The 23,049-nt window shown below is 56.2% G+C and carries 19 protein-coding genes; 6 read left to right on the forward strand and 13 right to left on the reverse strand.

Annotation, left to right across the window (positions count from 1 at the left end; translation table 11 throughout):
- The 5 genes from AQ1_RS01915 to AQ1_RS01935 form a co-directional block, all read left to right on the forward strand.
- Window positions 1-1,170 (forward strand): TRAP transporter substrate-binding protein (locus AQ1_RS01915; protein ID WP_462686905.1); only part of this gene is annotated, 1,170 nt, incomplete at its 5' end.
- Between the two features lie 11 nt (window positions 1,171-1,181).
- Window positions 1,182-1,727 carry a TRAP transporter small permease subunit gene (locus tag AQ1_RS01920; protein ID WP_161760381.1) on the forward strand — a complete coding sequence of 182 codons (546 nt, stop codon included), beginning with the start codon at window positions 1,182-1,184 and terminating at the stop codon, window positions 1,725-1,727.
- Window positions 1,727-3,286 carry a TRAP transporter large permease gene (locus AQ1_RS01925; protein WP_042083686.1) on the forward strand — a complete coding sequence of 520 codons (1,560 nt, stop codon included), beginning with the start codon at window positions 1,727-1,729 and terminating at the stop codon, window positions 3,284-3,286. Before AQ1_RS01920 ends, AQ1_RS01925 begins: the two co-directional genes overlap by 1 nt.
- A 120-nt stretch (window positions 3,287-3,406) precedes the next feature.
- The gene (locus tag AQ1_RS01930) at window positions 3,407-3,604 is read left to right on the forward strand and encodes a hypothetical protein (RefSeq protein WP_150007174.1); all 198 of its coding nucleotides are present in this window, start codon (window positions 3,407-3,409) and stop codon (window positions 3,602-3,604) included.
- A gap of 36 nt (window positions 3,605-3,640) precedes the next feature.
- On the forward strand, window positions 3,641-4,435 hold the full coding sequence (locus AQ1_RS01935; protein WP_462686906.1) for an SAM hydrolase/SAM-dependent halogenase family protein: 795 nt from the start codon (window positions 3,641-3,643) through the stop codon (window positions 4,433-4,435).
- A 26-nt stretch (window positions 4,436-4,461) separates the two neighbouring features.
- Here the strand turns inward: AQ1_RS01935 and parC are convergent, their stop codons facing one another.
- From parC to AQ1_RS01990, 11 genes are all read right to left on the reverse strand, one after another.
- Window positions 4,462-6,711: a DNA topoisomerase IV subunit A gene (gene parC, locus AQ1_RS01940; RefSeq protein WP_042083549.1), complete on the reverse strand. Its 2,250-nt coding sequence runs from the start codon at window positions 6,709-6,711 to the stop codon at window positions 4,462-4,464.
- Between the two features lie 65 nt (window positions 6,712-6,776).
- On the reverse strand, window positions 6,777-7,643 hold the full coding sequence (locus AQ1_RS01945) for a phytoene/squalene synthase family protein (protein WP_042083551.1): 867 nt from the start codon (window positions 7,641-7,643) through the stop codon (window positions 6,777-6,779).
- Entirely contained in the window at window positions 7,640-8,194 is a 555-nt protein-coding gene (locus tag AQ1_RS01950; RefSeq protein ID WP_042083557.1) for a gamma carbonic anhydrase family protein, read from the reverse strand. Before AQ1_RS01950 ends, AQ1_RS01945 begins: the two co-directional genes overlap by 4 nt.
- Window positions 8,195-8,232: 38 nt before the next feature.
- A complete protein-coding gene (argC, locus tag AQ1_RS01955) occupies window positions 8,233-9,357 on the reverse strand; it encodes an N-acetyl-gamma-glutamyl-phosphate reductase (RefSeq protein ID WP_042083559.1) in 1,125 nt (374 codons plus the stop codon).
- A gap of 70 nt (window positions 9,358-9,427) precedes the next feature.
- A complete protein-coding gene (gene motA / locus AQ1_RS01960; protein WP_042083561.1) occupies window positions 9,428-10,300 on the reverse strand; it encodes a flagellar motor stator protein MotA in 873 nt (290 codons plus the stop codon).
- A gap of 332 nt (window positions 10,301-10,632) precedes the next feature.
- Window positions 10,633-11,868 carry a methyl-accepting chemotaxis protein gene (locus AQ1_RS01965; protein WP_052370770.1) on the reverse strand — a complete coding sequence of 412 codons (1,236 nt, stop codon included), beginning with the start codon at window positions 11,866-11,868 and terminating at the stop codon, window positions 10,633-10,635.
- A complete protein-coding gene (locus tag AQ1_RS01970) occupies window positions 11,865-12,392 on the reverse strand; it encodes a PAS domain-containing protein (protein ID WP_042083564.1) in 528 nt (175 codons plus the stop codon). Before AQ1_RS01970 ends, AQ1_RS01965 begins: the two co-directional genes overlap by 4 nt.
- A gap of 202 nt (window positions 12,393-12,594) precedes the next feature.
- The gene (locus AQ1_RS01975) at window positions 12,595-13,245 is read right to left on the reverse strand and encodes a redoxin domain-containing protein (protein ID WP_313981325.1); all 651 of its coding nucleotides are present in this window, start codon (window positions 13,243-13,245) and stop codon (window positions 12,595-12,597) included.
- Window positions 13,246-13,334: 89 nt separating this feature from the next.
- Entirely contained in the window at window positions 13,335-15,491 is a 2,157-nt protein-coding gene (locus AQ1_RS01980; protein WP_081837003.1) for a protein-disulfide reductase DsbD family protein, read from the reverse strand.
- Window positions 15,492-15,905: 414 nt separating this feature from the next.
- Window positions 15,906-16,970, reverse strand: a complete 1,065-nt coding sequence (locus AQ1_RS01985; RefSeq protein WP_042083567.1) for a 1,9-bis(guanidino)-5-aza-nonane synthase — start codon at window positions 16,968-16,970, stop codon at window positions 15,906-15,908.
- 18 nt (window positions 16,971-16,988) lie between these two features.
- A complete protein-coding gene (locus AQ1_RS01990; protein ID WP_081837004.1) occupies window positions 16,989-18,233 on the reverse strand; it encodes a type III PLP-dependent enzyme in 1,245 nt (414 codons plus the stop codon).
- A 758-nt stretch (window positions 18,234-18,991) separates the two neighbouring features.
- Here AQ1_RS01990 and AQ1_RS01995 point away from each other — a divergent pair.
- Window positions 18,992-19,984 (forward strand): isoaspartyl peptidase/L-asparaginase family protein, encoded by a 993-nt coding sequence (locus tag AQ1_RS01995; RefSeq protein WP_042083700.1) that lies wholly within the window; start codon window positions 18,992-18,994, stop codon window positions 19,982-19,984.
- A gap of 49 nt (window positions 19,985-20,033) precedes the next feature.
- On the opposite strand, the gene AQ1_RS02000 is transcribed toward AQ1_RS01995, so the two are convergent.
- Entirely contained in the window at window positions 20,034-21,191 is a 1,158-nt protein-coding gene (locus AQ1_RS02000; RefSeq protein ID WP_042083570.1) for an osmoprotectant NAGGN system M42 family peptidase, read from the reverse strand.
- Window positions 21,188-23,044 carry an N-acetylglutaminylglutamine synthetase gene (gene ngg, locus AQ1_RS02005; protein WP_081837006.1) on the reverse strand — a complete coding sequence of 619 codons (1,857 nt, stop codon included), beginning with the start codon at window positions 23,042-23,044 and terminating at the stop codon, window positions 21,188-21,190. Before ngg ends, AQ1_RS02000 begins: the two co-directional genes overlap by 4 nt.
- Between the last annotated feature and the right edge of the window lie 5 nt (window positions 23,045-23,049).

The following is a 23,049-nucleotide window of genomic DNA, read 5'->3' on the forward strand; positions in this document are numbered from 1 at the left end:
TCCCCCCGCCCGCCCATCAGCCGACGCATGGCCCTCAAGGGTGCTGGCATTTTGGGGGCAGCCGCCACCGGCACCGCGCTGGCGGCAGGTATTATCAGCCACCCCCCCAACAGCAGCTTGGGGCAAACAGGCCCGGCAATCATCGGCAAGGCCCATCGGCGCTTACGGATGGTGACCACCTGGCCGAAGAATTTTCCCGGCCTTGGAACCGGAGCCGCCCGCCTTGGTCAGAGGATCACAGAGGCCAGCGGCGGATCATTCGACATCAAGGTTTATGCGGCGGGTGAACTGGTGCCCGCCTTGTCTGCTTTTGATGCCGTCTCCCAGGGCAATGCCGAGCTTTATCATGGGGCGGAATATTATTGGCAGGGGCTATCGCCTGCCTTCACATTTTTTACCGCCGTGCCTATGGGTTTGACCGCCCATGAAATGGAAGCCTGGATTCGCTTTGGCGGCGGCCAGGCTTTATGGGATGAATTGAGCGCCCGTTATAATGTTAAGCCCCTGATCGCTGGCAATACCGGGGTGCAGATGGGGGGATGGTTCAAACGCCCGGTTCATAAACTGGCCGATTTCAAGGGTTTGAAGATCAGAATGCCCGGCCTTGGGGGCGAGGTGATGAAAAGGCTGGGAGCCACCCCGGTGACCAAGGCAGGCGGTGAGCTTTTCCAGGCCCTTGATCAGGGCAATATCGATGCCACGGAATGGGTTGGCCCCTGGAATGATATGGCCTTTGCCTTTCATACCATTGCCAAATCCTATTATTATCCCGGCATCCATGAACCGGGGGCCACCCTTTCTTTGGGGGTCAATCTCGATCTATGGAACGACTTTTCGCCGCAGGAACGCGCCATCGTCGAAAATTGCTGTGCCGCCGAATCGCTGGTGATGCGGTCGGAATTCGAGCATCATAATGCCCTGGCGCTAGAACGGCTGATCAAGGATACCGATGTCACCTTGCGACGTTTTTCCGATGAAATATTAGAGCGCATGGCCCAGATCAGCGAAGATGTTTTAAGCGAAGTCGCCCAAACCGATGATCTGACCGCCCGGGTTTATGAAAGCTTCAAAGCAGCCCGCATCCGTGGCGCGCGCTGGGGCGAAATATCTGAACGCGCTTTCGATCATGCCCGTGGATTTTCCCCCGGCATTCCGAAAAATCTGCCCTGATGGTTATGCCCATGCCTATGTCGCCTTCCACAGCCACATGCCCCACCCGCCCCGGCTTCATTCATTTCCTTGAACGGATGAATGAAGGGCTTGGTCGCTTTCTGGGTCTGGCGGCTTTGCTTTTAGTGATCGTGCAATTCAGTCTGGTCCTTTTGGGGGCGATTTTTTCCTATGGCTCGATTTGGCTGCAAGAATCCCGGCTTTATCTCAATGCCCTGATTTTTATGGGCGGGGCGGGCTATACGCTTTTGCATGATGGGCATGTGCGGGTGGATCTGTTTTATGGCAGCGCCGACACCCAGGCCCAAAGCTGGGTTGATCTGCTTGGCGGCCTCATTTTTTTGCTGCCCTTTCTGTTTCTGATCGGCTGGGCCGGATTTCCTTATATTTTCGCAAGCGTCATGAATCTCGAAGGCTCGACGGAAACCGGGGGCATCCCTTTTGTTTATGGGTTGAAAGCACTGATCGCGGTTTTTGCCATCAGCCTTGGGCTTCAGGCTGTGGCGATGATCGGGCGCAGCTTGGCAATCATCTTGAATTCTGAAGAATCCTCATGATGGGATTGCCCGCCCTTTTTGTGGGCCTGATGTTTCTGGCCTTGCTGGGCTTTTTGCTCACCGGCTTTCCCGTTGCTTTTGTGCTGGCCGGTGTTGCCCTGATTTTTGCAATCCTTGGGATGAGCCTTGGGCTTTTGGAGCCCGGCTTCATTCTTTTGCTGCCGGATCGCATCTATGGGCTGATGCAAAATGAACTGCTGCTGGCCATTCCCCTGTTCATCCTGATGGGGGTGATTTTAGAAAAATCCCGGGTGGCCGAAGATCTGCTCGATTCCATGGGCCGCCTTTTCGGCCCGATGCGCGGCGGCCTGGGTTATTCCGTGACCATCGTTGGCGCGCTTTTAGCTGCCTCTACCGGCATTGTGGGGGCGACCGTGGTGACCATGGGGCTGATGTCTTTGCCGGTGATGCTGCGCCGGGGCTATGATCCGGCTCTCGCTTCAGGGTCGATTGCCGCAGCGGGCACCATGGGGCAGATCATCCCGCCTTCGATCGTCCTGATCTTGCTGGGCGATGTTTTATCCTCGGCCTATCAGCAGGCGCAGCGCGATATGGGGATCATCGCCACCTCGGCGCTTTCGGTGGGGGATCTGTTTGCGGGTGCCCTGATCCCGGGTTTGGGTCTTGTCAGCCTTTACCTGCTCTATCAGGGCGGCATGGCGCTGTTTTTCCCCCACAGCAGCCCGGCCATTCCGCGCGAACCTGATGAAAAGCTCGATGGCCGGTTTTTTCGCCAGATCCTTTATGCCCTGCTGCCGCCGGTGATCCTGATCATCACCGTTCTGGGCTCGATTCTGGGCGGCATTGCCACCCCTACCGAAGCCGCAGCCCTAGGGGCCGTGGGGGCGCTTTTTCTGGGGGCCCTGCGCAAGGCCAAAACACATCAGCGCCTGCTTTTGGGGGCCATCATCGCACTTGCTGCTCTTTTTGTGCAAAGCCTGATCCTGGGCCCGGCTTTAGCAGGCTGGCATCTGTTCATGGCCGCAATCCTCAGCTTTTTGACCATCGCGGGGCTGTTTCTCGCCATCTGGCGCACGGATCGGATCGGCATTTTAAGGCCCGCTTTGCAATCCACCGTGCGCATCAGCGTGATGATTTTTACCATTCTGATCGGTGCGGCGCTGTTCTCACTCGTTTTTCGCGGGCTGGGTGGCGATGAAGTGATCGAAGATTTGCTGTCGTCCCTGCCCGGCGGGGTGCGCGGTGCCCTGATTGCGGTGATGCTGGTGATGTTTATCTTAGGATTTTTCCTCGATTTCATCGAAATCATCTTTGTCGTCGTGCCGATCATCGCCCCCATCCTGATCAAGATGGGGGTTGATCCCATCTGGCTGGGGATCATGATCGCGATGAATCTGCAAACCAGCTTTCTCACTCCGCCCTTTGGTTTTGCCCTTTTTTATCTGCGGGGGGTGGCGCCAGCTTCCATTGCCACCAAGCAGATTTATCGTGGGGCCCTGCCCTTTGTGGCAATCCAGCTTCTGGCGCTTGGGCTTTTGGCTCTGTTCCCGCATTTGGCCACATGGCTGCCCACCCTGCTGGCCACACCAGCGCGATAATTTCTTGAAAGCGTGACCTAAAAGACACCTCTTTGTCTTAATTTGATGATATATTGTGATAATCGCTCATAATTTATAACTATCTATTCATATAGATCATCCATGCGGGAGGCTTTTATCATGATTTTTTTCAACAGGCGGCAAGCCCATCAGCGCCCGGATGATCATGATATCATCCAGACTGATGAAAGCCTTGCGGATATTCTGGCCCGTGCCGGATTTGATGGCGAGCGGATGATGCATAAAGCACAGAAGCGCGGCCCCTTATCGGAACAATCCGCCGAAGATATGATCAAAGCGGCGCGCAGCATTGCCTGAGCCAACGCCATTGCCTATGCTGATAAGCTATATGCAATGGCGGGGGCTGTGGCTTTTGTGATGATCGTGCTGTTTACCGATTTTGGCTGGAATGGCCCCTATGTGGGCCAGATGAAGGCTGTTTTCGCTGAACAGGCCCCGGCTGTTCCGATCATTGATCTGATGCATGATGCCCCGTCTTTCGCGCCCCAGCCATCCGCCTATCTGCTGGCCAGCCTGATCCAGGACTTGCCCGAAGATGCGATCATCTGCGCGGTTGTCGATCCCGGCGTGGGCGGCCCTCGCATCCCTGTGCTGGTAGAGGCCGATGGGCGAAAATTCATCGGCCCGGGCAATGGGTTATTTGAACTCGTTTGGCGTCGCGCCCAGCATCATCAGGCCATCATGCGCCTCACCCGTATGCCGGTGCGCCTGTCGGCCAGCTTTCATGGTCGCGATCTGTTTGCCCCTACGGCTGCGGCCCTTGCCCTTGGCAAGCCGGTGCCCATGGCGCCTTTCGCGACCCCAGAGGATGGTGCGGTCCGTGATGGTTTGGCCCGGGATGGTTTGGCCCGGGATGGTTCAGATTGGCCCGATGATCTGGCACAGGTGATCTATATCGATCATTATGGCAATGCCATCACCGGAATGCGCGCCGATAAGCTGGGCAAAGCCTCGCTCATGCTGGGGGGGCGGCGGCTACCCCATGGGCGCACCTTTGCCGATCATCCGCCGGGCATGGCTTTCTGGTATGCCAATTCCAGCGGCCTTGCGGAAATCGCGGTTACAAAAGGCAGTGCCGCCCGTCAGCTTGATCTTGAAATCGGCACGGCCATATCCCTTACGGCCTGATCAAAAGCGAAAAGGCCCGCAAGGCTTCAGCCCGAAAAGCGATTGGAACGCGGGAAGCCCGTGGGCGGCATGCGGCCACTACCCGCCCGCTTGCCAAGCCACAGGGCCAGATCGGTTTCCGTGCGGGTGCGGCCTTGGGAGCCACCCATCGGCCAATTCAAGCCATCGGCCAGATCAAGCAAACGCAGATCCGACAGACCGCCATCCTTATAGCGTTGCAAAATCACCCCACGGCCCCGCGCCAGCACCGGCACCTCATCCAAAGGAAAGAGCAAAAGCTTGCGATTTTCACCGATGATCGCCACGGTATCGCCCCGCACCGGCAGGCAATGGGTGGCCCGCACACCCGATACCACATTCATCACCTGTCGCCCGCCCCGGGTAGAGGCCAGAACCTTATCGGCTTCAACCCTGAAGCCCCGCCCTTCCGATGAGGCCAGCAATAATTCGCTGCCCGGAACATAAGGAAGGAGAGCCACGACTTCCTCGTCGCTTTCCATCTCGACCAGAAGCCGCAATGGCTCGCCATGCCCCCGGCCCCCGGGCAATTTATCCGCGCCAAGGCTGTGAATCCGCCCCATCGAGGTGAAAGCAAGAATTTTATCGGTGGTGAAGGCATGGAAACGAAAGCGTTCCTCATCGCCATCCTTGAACCCAAGGCTGGCTTCGGCGGCCATATGGCCCTTCAAGGCCCGAAGCCAGCCGCGCCGGGAGAAAACCACCGTCACCGGCTCACGCTCGATCATCGCTTCGGCTGGCACGAAATCCACATTCGGCAGATCCGCGAATGATGTCCGGCGTTTGCCTTCTAATGTTTCGGATCCGAAACTTTCTTTGACATGGGCCAGCTTTTCCCCCACCGCGATCCATTGGCGCTCAGATGATCCCAGCAAAGCCTGCAACTCTGCCTGCTGGGTGCTCAGCTTTTCATGTTCGCCACGGATTTCCATTTCCTCAAGCTTGCGCAGGGATCGCAGGCGCATATTCAGGATCGCTTCCGCCTGCACATCGGTGAGGTCAAAGGTTTTGATCAGGGTCGCTTTCGGCTCATCTTCCTCGCGGATGATGCGGATCACCTCATCAAGATTGAGATAGGCCTTCAGATAGCCTTCCAAAATTTCCAGCCGCCGAGCAATTTTATCAAGCCGAAAAGCCGTGCGGCGCTTCAGCACGTCAAGCTGGTGATCAAGAAAGGCTTCCAGCGCCTGACCCAAAGATAAAACCCGGGGGGCCCCATCCAGATCAATGACATTGAGATTGAGGGACGCCCGCACCTCAAGATCGCTGAGCCGGAACAGGCTTTCCATCAGAATGCGGGGGTCCACATTGCGGCTTTTGGGTTCCAGCACCAGCCGGATATCTTCGGTGGATTCATCGCGCACATCGGCCAGAATCGGCAATTTGCGATCATTGATCAATTCCGCGATTTTTTCGATCAGCTTGGATTTCGCCACCTGATAAGGAATTTCCGTGACCACGATCTGCCAGGTGCCATGGCCGGTCTCTTCCTGCTCCCATCGGGCACGGGTGCGAAAGGAACCGCGACCGGTGCGATAGGCTTCCAACATGCTGGCGCGCGGCTCAACAATCACCCCGCCGGTGGGGAAATCCGGCCCGGGCACCAAAGCCAGCAGTTCATCATCCAGAACCGGGCCGCGCCGCCCCAGCCGGGCTTCGATCAGGATTTGCAGGGCATCGATCAATTCGCCCGCATTATGGGGGGGAACAGAAGTGGCCATGCCCACCGCAATGCCCGCCGCCCCATTGGCCAGAAGATTGGGAAAGGCCCCGGGGAAAACCACCGGCTCTTCTTCCTCGCCATCATAGGTGCGGCGAAAATCAACCGCATCCTCATCCAGCCCATCCATCAAAAGGGCGGCCACGGCGGTCATCCGGGCTTCGGTATAGCGCATGGCCGCAGGATTATCGCCATCCACATTGCCAAAATTGCCCTGACCATCGATCAGCGGATAGCGCACGGCAAAATGCTGGGCCAATCGCACCAGCGCATCATAAACCGCCTGATCGCCATGGGGGTGATATTTACCGATCACATCCCCCACCACCCGGGCACATTTTTTATAGCCGGTGCCGGGATCAAGCTTCAGCAGGCGCATGGCATAAAGCAGCCGCCGATGCACAGGCTTTAACCCATCGCGCACATCGGGCAGCGATCGTGACATGATCGTTGACAGGGCATAGGCAAGATACCGTTCAGACAAGGCGGCATCAAACGGCGTTTCAAGGATCTGTTCGCTGGGAATATCTCTGTTCATGGGCGGACTATAACAGTGCTTTCAGGCTTTTCCAGTGCTGACTTTGATGGCTTTAGGGTGAAATTCTAATACCGCCCGCGCCAGACCGCGATCAACAGCTTTAGCTGCCGCATGGCCGCACCCCGGGCAAAATCCGCCTTGAAAGGATCATCGCCGCCGCGCTTCAGGCGCAGCAGATAATCATCGGTCAATATCCCCAAAAGCATGGGGCTGCGGGCTTTTGGGGGAAAGTGCTTTTGCCGTTTGCGGGCGGTGGCGCAGGCTTTTGCTGCCTGCGCGGCCAGTTCGCGGATGAAGGGCTTCAATTCCGGGGCAAAGTCCCCGCGATAAAGGCTTTCGGGGGCAATGCCCGCTGCATCCAGCGCCTCTTTGGGCAGGGTCGTGTATTGCATCGCTGCCTGAAAGCCCAGGGCCCGCACGATCCCGGTCAGGGCCCAGGCGCGCCCAATGGCATGGGCGGCTGCCTGATCGGCCGGATCATCAGCCCCGCAAATTTGGGCCGCCAAAGCATTGAGCCCACCCCCCGTGGCATCGGCATAAGCGATCAGATCGCCAAGGCCCTGCGGCCCTTCCTCATAAAGATCGGCGCTGCGGGCATCGATCAGCGCCATAAAGGCCGCGCGATCAAGGGCATGGCGATCCAAAACCAAAGCCAAGGCGTCCGCCACGGGATGCCTGCGTGGCCTGCCTTCATAAAGGCCATCGATGGTTTCCCGCCACCATTGCAGGCGGATTTCCCCCAGCATCGGTTCCGATATCTGCTCACGGGTTTTGGCCACCTCATGATTAAAGGCATAAAGGGCGGCCAGATCTTCGCGATCCTTGGGCGCGGCATAAAGCAGGGTCAGCCAACGATCATGATCATGATCGCGCACCATTTGGGCACAGGGGCTGAGCGCGGGCAGTTTTGAATGGTCGTTCTGGCTGTTCATGTTTGGGGATCGCGTGCACTTTTGAGATAGATCTGCGCCAGTTCGGCATAGCCCTCAGCCCCCTTTCGCTGCGCCTCGATATCCGCATCAGACAGCAGCCGCACTTTTTGCGCCGGGCGGCCCATCCATAATTCGCCGCGCTGCATCCTTTTGCCCGGAGCCAGCAGGGAGCCCGCCGCCAGCATGGCATCTTCCTCGATCACGCAGCCATCCATGATGATGGCCCCCAGCCCCACAAAGCTGCGATCGTGCAAAGTGCAGCCATGGATCATCGCCATATGGCCGATCAACACATCATCGCCAATGAAGGTGGGGTGGGTTTTTCGCGACACATGCACCACCGTGCCATCCTGAATATTGCTGCCCGCGCCCACATGAATGCTGTTCACATCACCGCGCAATACGCAATTAAACCACACCGATGAACCGGCCCCGATGCGCACATCGCCTATGATTTTAGAGCCGGGGGCGAGATACACATCATCGGCGATCTGCGGCCTTGTATCGAGGAAGGGCAATAAAAGCCCCCCGCCATGGCGGGAATGGGTCATGACAATCTCATCACAGTTTGAAGCGCTGTTTCATCGGATCAGGGGAATAAAGGCGCCTGCATCAGGCCGGTGGTTTCCGGCAGGCCCAGCATCAGATTCATTGCCTGCACCGCCTGCCCCGATGATCCCTTTACCAGATTATCGATCACCGAAACAATGATCGCCCGCCCCGCGATCCGATCTTCAAAAACATTGATCAAACACTGATTGGAGCCGCGCACATGCCGGGTCGCGGGCACCACACCCGGTTCCGCCACCCGCACGAAGGGCTCATCGGCATAGCGTTCGGCCAATATCGTGCGCAGATCATCCGCCGAACGACCACGCGCCAACCGCACATAGATCGTCTCCAACTCGCCCCGGTTCATCGGCACCAGATGGGGGGTAAAGCTCAGCCCCACCGGGCGGCCAGCGGCCTTGGCCATTTCCTGCTCCATTTCCGGCATATGGCGATGGCGGCCAAGCCCATAGGGATGCATGGCTTCGGAAATTTCGCAAAACAGCATCGATTCCTTCAGGCTGCGCCCGGCCCCAGTGACCCCGGATTTGGCATCGATGATGATCTCATCAGGGCCGATGGCTGCCGCTTCCAACAAAGGCAGCAAGGCCAAAAGCGCCGCCGTGGGATAACAGCCCGGACAGGCCACGAGGCTGGCCGAACGCAAAGCATCGCGATGAAATTCGGGCAGGCCGTAAATCGCCCCGCGCTGCAAGGCCACCGCCTGATGCGGGCGGCCATACCATTCTTCATAAACCGCCGGATCATCGAGCCGGAAATCAGCCGATAAATCAATGATGCGGATATCTTTTTGCGTGGCCGCCACCAGATCCTCGCGCCGCTCGATCAACAGCTCATCCAAAAGACTGTGGCCGGTGGCATGCATCAGCCCCATCACCACTTCCTGGCTGGCGGCATGGGGCAGCGCGCAAAAAATCAGATCAAGATCAATTCCCGGCCATTCCACCTCATCAAGGCTGATCAGATCAGGCAAGGGCAAATGCCCCAGATGGGGAAAAACCTCGGCCAAGGGGCGGCCCGCACTGCGCCCGCCTACCAGAAGCGAGATTTCGATAGCCGGATGCCCCGAAAGGATGCGAATGAGATCAGCCCCGGTATAGCCCGAAGCGCCCAGAATGCCGATACGATATGTTTGTGTGCTCATGCGCCCAGATTATGACCAGCCAGCCCCATGAGCAAGGGCAAGCTGCACCCGATGCCTGCAAATCGGCATTTCAGGCGAAATCATTGGGCAATTCCGCCAGCGACTCTTCTAATTCGATAAAGCTAGGCTGATGCTGGGCGGGCACATTGCGCCGCCCGATTTCAACGGAAATCTGTGGGGCATTGCCATGGAGATGCGAAATCAGCACGGTTTTGATGATATCGAACATCTTGCCTTCTTCATTCAAAACCTGCGCAAAGCGCCCGGCAATCGGCGCCACCATCAGATAAGACAGGAAAATCCCAAGGAAGGTCCCCACCAAAGCACCGCCCACCATGCGCCCGAGGATTTCCACCGGCTCATTGATCGCCGCCATGGTTTTGATGATCCCTAAAACCGCCGCCACGATCCCCACCGCAGGCAAGCCATCGGCCATGGTTTGCAAGGCATGCTGGGGTTCATGTTCTTCCGCATGATGGCGTTCGATATCCTGGTTCATCGCATCTTCCATCTGATGCGGATCTTCAAAATTCATGGTCATCATGCGCAGATAATCAGCGATGAAGGCAACCAGATGATGATCGGCGGCAATTCTCGGGAAATGATTGAAGATTTTCGATTCTTCGGGCTTTTCAATATGCTGTTCAATCGCCACCACGCCCTTTGTGCGCATGGTTTTGATCAGGATAAACATCAGGCTGAGCAGATCGGTATAATCCTGCCTTTGCCATTTTGCCCCCTTAAAGGCCCGGCCCATCCCGCCAAGGGCTTTTTTGATGACCCCGGTGGAATTGGCGATCACAAAAGCGCCAATCGACCCCCCCAGAATGATCATCAATTCAAAAGGCAGCGCATGGATGATGATCTCCATCTTGCCCCCGGCGAAAAGATAACCCCCAAACACCATGAAGAGCACGATCACAAAGCCAATAATGAGAAACATGCTCTTTCTACCACCATACCGAAATGTTAAAATTCCCGCGCCCGGAGAAGACGGGTAAGCCTTGAAGGCACACTATCGTGCAACAGCCTTAAAAAAGCTTAAATCTTACAGGACTTGAGCGCGCCAAAGATCGATCCCGGCCCGGGGGCTCGCCACATCCCCGCGTCATCTCTGACTCGGGGCAGACCAAAGGGATGCACCGCAGAGGCGGGATCCATCTTTGGCACGCTCAGCCCTTCAAAGATGGACCCCAGGTCTCCGCCCGGGGTGACGAAAGAGGGGGGGGCGCAACAGCGTCAGCGCTTAGTGGCGCTGGCTTCTTCTCTCCCGCGTCACCCTGCACGCACGGAGGCGAGGAAGCCCTGAGTTTCCTTATTCAGATCATCAAACAAGGTCTGCATGTCGCGCGAGGCATCCAAAACACTGCGAGCCCCTTCACCGGTGGTTTCCGATGACGTGCGGATATCGGCCACCACCGCGCTCACTTCCCGGGACCCATCCGCCGCCTGCTGAATATTCCCGCTGATTTCATCGGTCGCGCCCGATTGTTCATCCACCGCATCATTGATGGCTTTGATCACATCATGCAAAGATGTGGTTTGTTTGGTGATCGCGGTGATGGAGCTTGTTGTCAGATTCGTTGCCTTTTGCATGTCTGCAATTTGCTTGGCGATATCTTCGGTGGCTTTCGCCGATTGGCTGGCCAATGCCTTGACTTCGCTGGCAACCACCGCAAAGCCCCTGCCCGCTTCGCCAGCGCGCGCAGCCTCGATAGTGGCATTGAGCGCCAAAAGATTGGTTTGATCGGCAATATCGCGGATGAAAGAAACCACTTTTTCAACATTGGCCGCAGCCTTGATCAAGCCTTCAACCGCCGTTTCGGCAGATTTCACATCTTTCCCAACCTCATCTACGGCCATGGTCGAATTCTGGCTTTGCCGCTTGATTTCCGAGATCGATGCCGTCAATTCCTCGGAACTGGCAGCAATGGCATTGATATTGGCCGACGATTGTTCGGCCGCCGCGCTGACGGCCACGGCCTTTTCAAGGGCATCCGAAGCGCAATCCGCCAGGGTTTGCGCTGTATCCTCCATCTTGTGCGAGGCATCATTGAGCTTTTCAATACGCAGGAACACAGCTTTCTCAAAGCCATCGGCAAGCTTGTGGCGGGTATCCATCGCAGCTTTCGAGAGTTGATCCATGCTTTGTCTGGCACCATCCACAACGGCGGCAGCAATCGAAAAACTGCCGCGAAAGCCGCGTGAAAGTAGCGAACGATGAAACCGACCATCGGCGGCCGCCCTTAAAACCCAACCGGCTTCGCGCAAAAAGGCATCGGTCATATCCAGAAGCTGATTGAGGGCATCCATGCTTTTGGCCCCCGGGGCACTTTGATCGATTCCGATCAGGCGCGCTTCCAGATCGCCATGGGCGGCCGCCATGCAAACAGCCTCGATCCGCTCCAGGGTGTTTTTATAAGCATCCCTTTCCGCGATGAGGCGTGAGATTTCAGCCGACTGATCAGAACCCGCCTTGCCCTGACCCTTTGCTTTGAAAAACAGGTTCATGCCGCAGCTCGTCTATTGATCGTGGAAAAAATGAATTGATCGAATGTTTGCCCCGCCGATGCGATTTTCGCCTGCAAAGCCTGCTCGCTGGCAATCAGCCCGGCTTTGCGATCAACGGCCCCCTGCTCGATGGCCCGCAGTTCGGCAAAAAGCCGGGTCATCTCATCGATCACCGGACGATCAGGAGCCCGGCGATTGGAATGATAGCCGATGATCTGCCCGTTCTTATCCAAAGTGGGGGTAACATGCGCGAGAACCCAATAATAATCGCCATTTTTAGTGGCATTTTTAACATAAGTAAAAATTTCATCGCCCTTGGCAATGGCATCCCAAAGGGCCTTGAAAATCACCCGGGGGGTATCCGGGTCGCGAATTACATTATGCGGCTTTCCAAGAACTTCATCTTCAGTATAATCAGCAATATCAAGAAAAACGCGATTGGCGTAAGTAATATAACCCTTTATATCTGTTTTAGAGACAATAATATCCTCACGCGCAAGAAAGCGCTCTTTCCCAGCCGACATAACCCACCTCAATATTTAAAAAATAACCGCGCGCCAACATCATTTGGTTGATTTAAAAATTTTATTTAAATGATGATAGCCCTGCCATAATTGTTAGGCTAAATCTATTAATGATTTCCTAAAAATACATTATAAATAAGGTCTATCTGACTTATTGTTGAATTTTATCGTGTTATAGAAGAATAATAGGACTTGAATACAATCAAAAAGCGTATTTAACAGAACAGCCATAGGGCTTTGTTTCTGCCTCGCGCACGGGCTGGCCAGCCTGCATATCCTGAAAAGCGGCAAGAACATAATTCTTCGCCCCTTCGATGCTGCTGTGCCGGGCGGATGGCTTATCATCGATCGCACCCTGATAAAGAAGCGTGCCATCACCATCAATCAAAAACATATCAGGCGTGGTGCGGGCCTTATAAAGCCGCCCAAGATCGCCCTGGGGATCAAGAATAATATGATCGGCATAGGAACCCCGGCTGGCGGCAATGCTGTTGGCCTCATCCGCCGAAACATGCCCTTGTGTGCCCGGAGCGGATGATATGATCGAAATCCATGTCACCCCCGCCTCCACCAAAGCGCGCTGGGTTTTTTGCATATTGCCGGTCTCATAATGCTTCTTCACGAAAGGGCAATCATGATTGGTCCATTCCAAAATCACCGGATGGCCGCGCAAGGCTTCAAGGGAAATCGTCTCGCCTCTGGTGTTTTTGGCGGCAAATAATGGGGCTTCTTCCCCAATCATGGGCTGTGCCTGCGCCACAAAAGCGCCCGCCAAAAGGCCAGCCGCCGCAAACAGCAGGGCAGCACCCTTTAAAACAAAAGCCCCAGCCAGATTTGGAAACCGCATGGACATGCCAATACCTCTTTTTCTTCAACCCCAATCGATAGGATGGCCACATCATTATGGCATAATGCGCGCCGATCCTGAAGATCGCGGTTCGCTCAGCCTTTGAATTCTGCCAAAAGCAAAGCCGGGGTCAGGATTTGCGATAAAATTTTCGGAGCACTGCCATCGGCGGGATAAAACAGATAAAGCGGCACCCCATTGCGACCGAAAGCAGCAAGCTCTTTGGCGATCCGATCATCTTTGTTAGTCCAATCGGCTTTCAACACAGCCACCGAGCCATCCTGCACGGCGCTGATCACATCGGAATCAGCCAAAGCCACCCGTTCATTCACCTTGCAGGTGATGCACCAATCGGCGGTGAAATACACAAAAACGGGCCGGCCCGCTTCGCGCAATTGATCGCGCTTCTCAGGCGACCATGAGGCGACGGCAAGCTTGTCCTCATAGGAACCGGCCTTAGGTTGATCTTTTATATCCTTGACCAGGCTTCCGGCCTCAAAACCAATGAAGGTGCCCGAACTGCCGATCATGGGGATTGTCACCAGCGCCGTTAGCCCCAAAGCCACGATCTGCGCCCTGCGACCACGCCCACCGGCGATACCCCATACCCAGACGATGAAGGCCAAAGCCAAAAGCATGAGCAAGGCATAGCCAAGGGCATCGGCCCCATTTTGCCGCCCCAAAACCCATAAAAGCCAGATCACCGTGAGAAAGATCGGGAAAGCGAGAAACTGCCGAAATACCCCCATCCACGGACCGGGGCGGGGCAAAAGATGCCGCAAAAGCGGAATGAAGGCCACCGCCACATAAGGCAAGGCAAGGCCCAGACCCAGGCTGGTGAAAATGGCCAGCACCACGGGCGCGGGCTGCACCATGGCAAATCCCAAAGCCGAAGCCATGAAGGGCGCGGTGCAGGGTGTGGCCACGATGGTGGCCAAAACACCCGTGAAAAAGGCGCCGCTCAAGCCCTTTTTTTCGGTCAAACCCTGACCGATCCCGGCAAAGCGGCTGCTGAATTCAAACATCCCCATCAAATTGAGACCAAGGACAAACAGGATAAGGGCGATGATCGTGACCACCATGGGCGATTGCAATTGAAAGCCCCAGCCAACCGAAGCCCCGGCCCCGCGCAGGGCCAGAAAAACGACACCCACCGCAAAAAAGCTACACAAAATCCCAGCCATATAGGCAAGGCCATCATGGCGCGCCGCTTTTTCCCCCGCCCCATGGGCCCGGATCAGCGAAAAAGCCTTGAGCGAGAGCACGGGAAAAACACATGGCATCAAATTGAGGATGATGCCCCCCAAAAGGGCAAAGGCGATGGCCTCAAACAGACCAATCTGCAAGCCCGCAGCACTGAAACCCAAGCCATTCGATTTGGCCACCAAGGTTGTATCAAGGCTAAGGGGGGCCGCAATCTCGAAACCTTCATCAAGGCCATTGTCATTGGTGATGACCAGCACACCACGCAAAATCTGATCATGTTCGCCAAGCTGTGGGGCTGATCCCGAACGCGCCACCAAAAGCTGCAAGCCGTCCTCGCCATAAGAAACGGCCTGGGGCTTGGCATAGCCAAACAGCCCTTCATTCACAGGATAAAAATAGGCCGATTTCACCAGCGCGGCATCGTCTTTCGGCATATCCACATCAAGGGCGAAAGCAGCATTGCTGATGCGCGCGCTGGCCTGCCACGGGCTTTGATGGGGCAAGGCGGCCCGGGCTTTGGCAAAGAGCGCCGCCATGCCGGGGGCAACCGTGCCAGAACCCGGGATCATTTGAAAAGCGAGATCGCCATATTCAGGGATACACACATCGGCGCATACCAGCCATTCCGCCGAAAGGGCCAGATCGATCGGCTGATCCGGGATCGCAGCGGGCGGGGTGAGCCTGACCAAAAGGCTTTGGGGCGCTTCATAGCCATAATTCATCAAAGGCCCAACCGGGATACGATGAGGCACCGGATAAAGAGGCGCATCCGCCGTCCAGCCTTCGGGCAAGGACCAGTTGAGGCTGGGCGCCTTGCCGCTATCGCCGTAATTTTCCCAATAGGTGTGCCAGCCTTCCGATGGCGTGAAGCGCAGGGCCAGCCATAAAGGCTCACCGGCAGCAACCGTGGTTTTTTCGGCAAAAATTTCAAGCCGGGTCTGGGGATTATCGACCGCAGCCAAAGGCGTTTGTGCCTGCACGGACTGACCCATCGCCATCAGCAACAGCGAGACGATGAAGAGTCGCGATTTAAAGAGCCAGTGCATCCTGTCGCCTTCTTTTGCCGATCACGGTCCCTGTGCTTAGCATAAGCTATGCTCTGGAAAAATCACGACTGTGTTAACGCTGGGGAAAGGCCGCGGATACCCCTGCGACATTTCCGCCCAGCCCCTGACAAGAAGGATTCCGCCTTGATGCCTAAAATGACGAAAGTTGAGAGACTCCCTCAATCGTCACCCCGGCCCCCGAGCCGGGGCCGGTACTCGCATGAAGCGCGCTCAAGGCTGGGGCTACTCGTCTGCCGCCACTCAATCGTCATCCCGGGCTTGACCCGGGATCCATCTCGTGAAGCGCGAAGCATGGGAAAGAGTGGACCCCGGGTCAAGCCCGGGGTGACGAAAGACGGAGTCCCCGCCCGGGGTGACGAAAGATGAGACGAGATGACGAAAAACAAGAGACGGCTATTGCCCATCCACGGCGTCGAACAACCGGGCGAAATGGCGCGCCTCGCGCCCCTTCCAAACGCCCCGATGATAGGCATCGGAGGCAATCAAGGGCACCACGGTGGTGGCTTCGGCAAAAACCATCTGTTCATAAGCGGTTTCCACCTTGCCCCAGCTTGATGCTTCTTTCAGCGTTGAGGATGAACAGGCCCCATCGCGCACATCGGCCACGGTGATCTGGATCGCATATTTGTGCATTTCCGCTTCAACGCCCAGAATTTCCGCACAAACCACCGTATCCTGCACGAAATTCTTGGGCACGCCGCCGCCCACCATCAAAAGCCCGGTGCGGCCGGCTTTGATCTTGATATCGGTCAGTTCCCGGAAATCGGCAATGGAATCGATGGTCAGATAAGGCGCGTTCGCCTTCATCCGGTTCACCTGATGCTTCACAAGGCCAAAGCCCGCCGAGCTATCGGTGAAAGCGGGGCAGAAGATCGGCACATCATGATCAAAACAGGTTTCGATCAGGCTGCCTTTCTTTTTGGCATTGCTTTTCAACCAACGGCCCATTTCACGGATGAAGGCGCGGCTGGAATAGGCCCGTGATGGCAGGCTATCAGCGATTTCCAGCAACACATGATCACAGGCCTGCAATTCTTCCTCATCGATGAAGGTGTCATAAATCCGATCGATATAAAGATCGCGCAGATCATTATCATCGAGGGTGGAACTGCCCTGATAATGGCGGAAGCCAAGGGCCTCGAAAAAATCCATATCGATGATCGATGCGCCGGTGGCCACGATGGCATCCACCATCCCCGCCGCCACCAGATCGCGATAAACATGCATACAGCCGCCTGCCGAGGTCGATCCGGCAAGGGTGAGGATCACCGAGCAATCACGATCCGCCAGCATCCGATTATAAATCTCGGCAGCCCGGGCGGTATCGCGTGAGGTGAACGACATCTTGCCCATCGCCTCCACCAAAGGGCGGGCGTCATATTGGGTGATATCGATATGTTCCACCGGCTTTGAAAGCAATTCGGCCTTGCGATTGGTGTGTGCGGTCTGGTCAGCCATCTTCAGTCCTCTCGATCTTTATTGTGCATCGGCCATGGCAGCATCATGCTTCACAGGCAGGGGAACGACATTATTAGTCATGGCTTCCCGTGGCGCCACGGCAACGGTGAGATCGGAATGAAAGCCATTGAATTTGGTGCGCATCGACATGCCATAAGCCCCGAGATTGGCCACTTCGATCCAATCGCCTTCGGCCATATCGGCAGGCAGCATGAACGGACCCTTCATCACATCCATGCTATCACATGTAGGGCCATAAAAAATGAATGCCTGCTCATTGTCACAAGCCGCCCGGCGCAGATCAACCCGCCGCACAGGATAACGCCAGCCAATGGCCCCGGCATCATATAAAGCCCCAAAGGTGCCATCATTGAGATAAAGCGCATTGCCCTTACGCAATTCCACCTTCACCAGCACTGATCCGCCATCACCCACCAGCGCCCGGCCCGGCTCACATAAAAGCGGCAGGCCCAGAAAGCCATAATCGGCGACAGCCTGATCGATCACGCCCATGAAAGCATCCAAAGCCGGAGGCTCCATCCCCGGATAAGCAACCGGAAAACCACCGCCCACATCAAGGAGATCAATCGAGATTTCCGCTTCATCGAGCAAGGCCCGCACGGCAGCAATGGCTTTGCGGTAGCTATGGGGGTTCATGCATTGCGAACCCACATGAAAGCTCACGGCGAGATTGGCGGAAACCGCCCGCGCCGCCTGCAAAAGGTCCACAGCCGCCGCACCATCCACCCCAAATTTGCCAGACAGATCAAGGGCCGCATCGCCTTTGGGCAGGCCAAGCCGAATGAAAAGGCCCAGATCATCGGCACCATTGGTTTCTTCGATGATTTTTTCCAATTCCGCCAGGCTATCAATGGCGAAATCGCGAACCCCGGCCAGATAGGCATAGCGAATGGCCCGGCGGCTTTTCACCGGGTGCATGAAATAAAGCTTTGCCGTGGCCGATATCCGGCGCACCGCATCGATTTCCTCTATAGAGGCCACATCGAACGCAGTGATCCCCGCATGAACAAGGGTTTCCAGCACCGCAGGCGTGGGATTGCATTTCACCGCATACATCACCGTGCCGGAAAAGCGGCTCAAAAAGGCGTGCGCTGCGCGTTCCATGCTTTGACGATACAGCACGTGAATGGGCTGATCATCGGCAATGGTGGCCACCACATCCTCAATCGAATTGAAAACAGGAATATCGCGATCGACGCCGGCATCAACAGATGGATGCGCAAAGGCATAAAGTGCAGTCATGTTCATGGTCCTTAGGTGAACGAGGCCAGACCCATCTTGCCCGGCAAGAGGATCAAAAGTTCACCGGCCGCCATCCCTTGCGCATCATACAGCCTGGGAGACGTGGGGCACGGCAATGCTTCCCGCAAGGGGAGGCTATGCGAGCATCGGACTATGCTTGTCGAGAACCATGAAGCGCCAGCGCCAATAGCCCCGGTCGCTGGCAATAATTTTAAGCCCTTTGGAAGATATTCCGCCGGGGAAGCACACATCACTGGAGGCCATTGGCGACTCCCTTTATCAATCAGTGTCGGCTCATTGAAAAAGGCCGCCGACCCAACCAACAAAAAAAGCACGCATCGTTACGTAACCAGTACATAAGGGCCAGGGGCACGTGCGCGTACGTGACGCTCATATGACTGAACATTGCCCATGATTCAAGGATGAAATGATGCCTTTTGGCTCTCAACCCCAAAAAATTTATAAAGCACAATTAAAACAATGCGTTGTAAATTTTCACTCTGAGCCCTTTTCGGCCATTTTTATGGCCTCGCCGGTTCATGTCCCCAACATCGGCCCCGGCTCTCTTCTCGATCTGAGAAAAGTGCTTTAGACTATGAGGTGAATAAGACCGTTCTGACCGCGAAATCTCAAAGAATCGCCATAACACAAGGACAATCATGATGATCCCCGCGCCCGTCTCATCTCGCCATTCCCAAACGAAACGAACCGGACGCACCGCCCTTTGTCGTCTGCCGCTCGGGCTTTTGGGCGGCATCATGCTGAGCGCGCTGGCCATCAGCCCCCAAAGCCGTGCGCAGGAGGCGACAAAGGATGAAAGCAGCTATGCCATCGCCCTTCATGGCGGGGCCGGCACCATCACCCGCGCTTCCATGACGGCAGAGTCTGAAGCCGCCTATCGCGCCGCCCTTGGCGAAGCGCTGATTGCCGGGCAAAGCGTGCTCAAAAGCGGCGGCACAGCCATTGATGCGGTGGCCGCGAGCATTCGCATCATGGAAGACAGCCCCCTGTTCAATGCCGGGAAAGGCGCGGTATTCACCTATGATGGCCGCAATGAGCTGGATGCCGCGATCATGGATGGCCGCACATTGAAGGCCGGGGCGGTCACCGGCGTGACCCGGATCAAAAATCCCATCCTGCTGGCACGGGCGGTGATGGGTCAATCGCGGCATGTGATGCTTTCGGGTTCGGGGGCCGAACATTTTGCCCGCATCCAAGGCATCGACCTCGTTTCCCCCACATGGTTTTTCACCGACCGGCGTTATCAGCAGCTTTTATCCATCCAAAATCATGAAAAAGGCGCCATGCAGCTTCATTTTGATGGCGATCATCAATTCGGTACCGTGGGCGTGGTGGCTTTGGATCAGGCGGGCAATCTGGCGGCGGGCACCTCTACCGGCGGGCTGACCAATAAAGAATGGGGCCGCATCGGCGATAGCCCCATCATCGGCGCAGGCACCTATGCCGATAATAAAAGCTGCGCCGTATCGGCTACCGGCACCGGGGAATATTTCATGCGCGCCACCGCCGCCCGCACGATTTGCGCCCTGATCGAATATAAGGGCTATGATGTGCAAAAAGCCGCCGATGAAGTGATCCATCAAAAGATTGCCGGGCTGGGCGGCGATGGCGGGGTGATTGCCTTGTCGCACAGCGGCGAGATTGCTTTCAGCTTCAATACCGAAGGCATGTATCGGGCAAAATTGAGCAGCCAAAACCCCACCCCCCTCATCCTCATTTACAAGGATTGAGGATGAGGGGACTGAGAACTGAAGCCCTTTTCATGCCAGACGGGGACGGCTAGTCATCGGATGGAAAGCCGTCTGCCGCTTCTTTTTTGGAAGGGGTGATGGGTTGATGGGTAAAGCCCTTCAATCCTGAAAGCTGATCCTTGTCGCGTTCGATATGCACTTCGCTTTGCAGATAAACCCCCACAAGCTCGGCAATCGAGCGCAAGGCATGGCTATGGATTCGTTCCCACCCATGGCTGGCATCGATCCCAAAGGTGATGAGCGCGGTTCGGATATCATTGCCCGCCTCAAGGGCCGAAGCGCTATCCGAGCGATAATAGCGAAAAATATCGCGCTGATGGCGGATATCATGCTGTTCGCATAAGGCCAGCAGCTTTTGGGTGAGGTGATAATCGAAAGGCCCGCTTTGATCGGCCATGGCAATGGTCACGCCAAATTCCCGGCTGTTCTGGCCCGGTGCCGTGGTGCCATTATCGATGCTGACCATCGAGGCGATATCGCCATGGAGAATGGTGGAGGCACCGATCCCCACCTCTTCGGCGATGGAGAAAAGAAAATAGCTGTCCACCGGCAGATCGCATGGATCATCCACCAAAGCCTTGATCGCCGCAAACATGCTGGCAACCCCGGCTTTATCATCCAGATGACGGGAATTGATGAAGCCATTGACCATTTCCGGCATGGGATCGATGGCCACGAAATCGCCGATGGCAATTCCCGCCCGCATCAGATCGTTTTTGGAAAAGCACAGGCCATCCACCCGTACTTCCAGATTGCTCCAGGCCGAAGGCTGCTGATCGATTTCTTCGTTAAACGTATGGCCCGATGCCTTGAGCGGCAGGATTGTGCCGCGCCATGATCCCTTGGTGGTAAAGATATTGCACCGCGCGCCTTCGGCAAATCGCGCCGACCAATGGCCGATGGGAACGATTTCAAGGCGGCCATTGTCTTTCAGCCCCTTGACCTGTGCTCCCAGGGTATCGAGATGGGCGATGATGGCTCGCCCGGGGTGTTTTGCCTTGCCCTTGATCCATGCCCGAATGGCCCCGCGCCGGGTCAATTCATATTCAAGGCCCAGACTTTTGAGCTCCTGCGCGCAGAACCGGACGATCTCATCCGTATAGCCCGTGGGGCTGGGGATCGCCAGCAGGCGCAATAAGATCTGTTCCAGATAGCTGATGTCGATGGTTGGTCTTTTGATCGTCATGATCCTCCGCCGATGTCTTTGCTCAGTTTTAAATCCGTAGGCAATGAATGGGGAAACAACAGATCGATGAACCGCTCGGCTGTGGGCTGCGGTTCATGATTGGCAAGGCCCGGGCGCTCATTCGCCTCGATCACGATATAATCGGGCTCGCTTGGTGATTTCACGATCATATCCACACCCACCACCGGAATATCGATGGTTTTAGCACAGGTGATGGCCGCTTGACACAGATGCGGATGCAGCCGATCCGTCACATCATGCAAGGTGCCCCCGGTATGCAGATTAGCCGTTTTCCGCACAAAAAGCTGTTTTTTTGCGGGCAGGATAGTGGACAGTTCAAAGCCCCCATTGCGGATGGTGCGTTCGGTTTCCTGATCGATGGGGATGCGCGATTCACCATTCGTGGCCGCCATGCGCCGACGGCTTTGGGCCTTGATCAGCGCTTCGATCGTGCTTGATCCATCACCGATGATGGCTGCCGGGCGGCGGATGGCCGCAGCCACCAGCTTAAAGCCGATAACGATGATCCGCAGATCGATGCCATCAAAATATTCTTCCAATAGCACATGATCATCTACCCGCCGGGCGGCCTCCACCGCCTGTTCGAGATGCGCCGCATCAGTGATATTGACACTGACCCCCCGGCCCTGCTCCCCATGCCGGGGCTTAACCACGATGGCCCCATGCTCGTGCAAAAAATCGGCATTGCGATCAGGGTTTAAAGCCGCCTGCTGCTGGGCCGGCACCCGTATATTGGCCGCCCCCAAAAGCCGCCTTGTGACCATTTTATCCGCGCAGCGGCTCATGGCGATGGCACTGGTCAATTCGGTCAGGGATTCCCGGCAGATCACGGATCGCCCGCCAAAAGAGAGCCGAAAATAGCCATTTTCAGCATCCAGAACATCCACATGAATGCCCCGCCTGCGGGCTTCATTAACGATGATCAGAGCATAAGGATTGAAATTGGCATCAAAAGACGGACCGGCAAACAGCTTTTCATTGATCGAATTCTTGTTTTTGAGGGCAAAGAACGGCAGGCGCTGAAAGCCCAGCTTTTCATAAAGTGCAATCGCCTGTTCATTATCGTGCATCACCGATAAATCCATATAGGCATTGCCCCGGGCCTGAAAATGTTCGGCCAGGCGCCGCACCAAAGCTTCGCCGATACCGGGATAGGGGCTTTGGGGATCCACCGCCAAACACCAGAGTGACGCCCCGCGCTCAGGATCGTGATAAGCCTGATAATGATTGACCCCGGTGACCGTTCCCACCAATGCCCCGCTTTCATCATCCTGGGCCACATAATAGGTCAGGCTGCGGCTATCGCGGCGATCCCAGAAAAAGCTGGGATCCACCTGCACCATATTGCGCGCCGCATAGATGCGATTGATTTCGGCAATATCAGAACGATGCGACAAGCGCCGGATATGAAAGCCGCGAAAACGCCGCACCGCAGGCTGATAGGTATGGAGATCAAGGCGATAGGTATGGGATGGATCAAGGAAAAGCTCTTGAGGGGCTTTGGAAAGCGCCACATGGGGATCGCGCAGATAAAAAGCGATATCGCGCTGTTGGGGCATTTCCTGGCGCAGGGCTTCCACCACATCATCAAGGCGATCAAAGGTCTGGGCGAAATATAACCGCCCCCAGCCGCAATCGATAAAAGCATCATGGGCCATGGTTTTGTGCTGGGGCTTCAAGGATTGCGCGCGCATTTTATCAAGGCGATATTGCCGATCAGGCCGCGCCGACCCGGGCTTGCGCCCCGGCGAAGCGGATGGCTCCGCTCTGCGCTTCCCTGTCTGCTCCCCATTTGCTGGGCCATCTTTTTGATCATCGGGCGCATCACTCATGGCGA

Source organism: Iodidimonas nitroreducens (genome assembly GCA_000710935.1).
GTDB classification, from domain to species: domain Bacteria; phylum Pseudomonadota; class Alphaproteobacteria; order Sphingomonadales; family Rhodothalassiaceae; genus Iodidimonas; species Iodidimonas nitroreducens.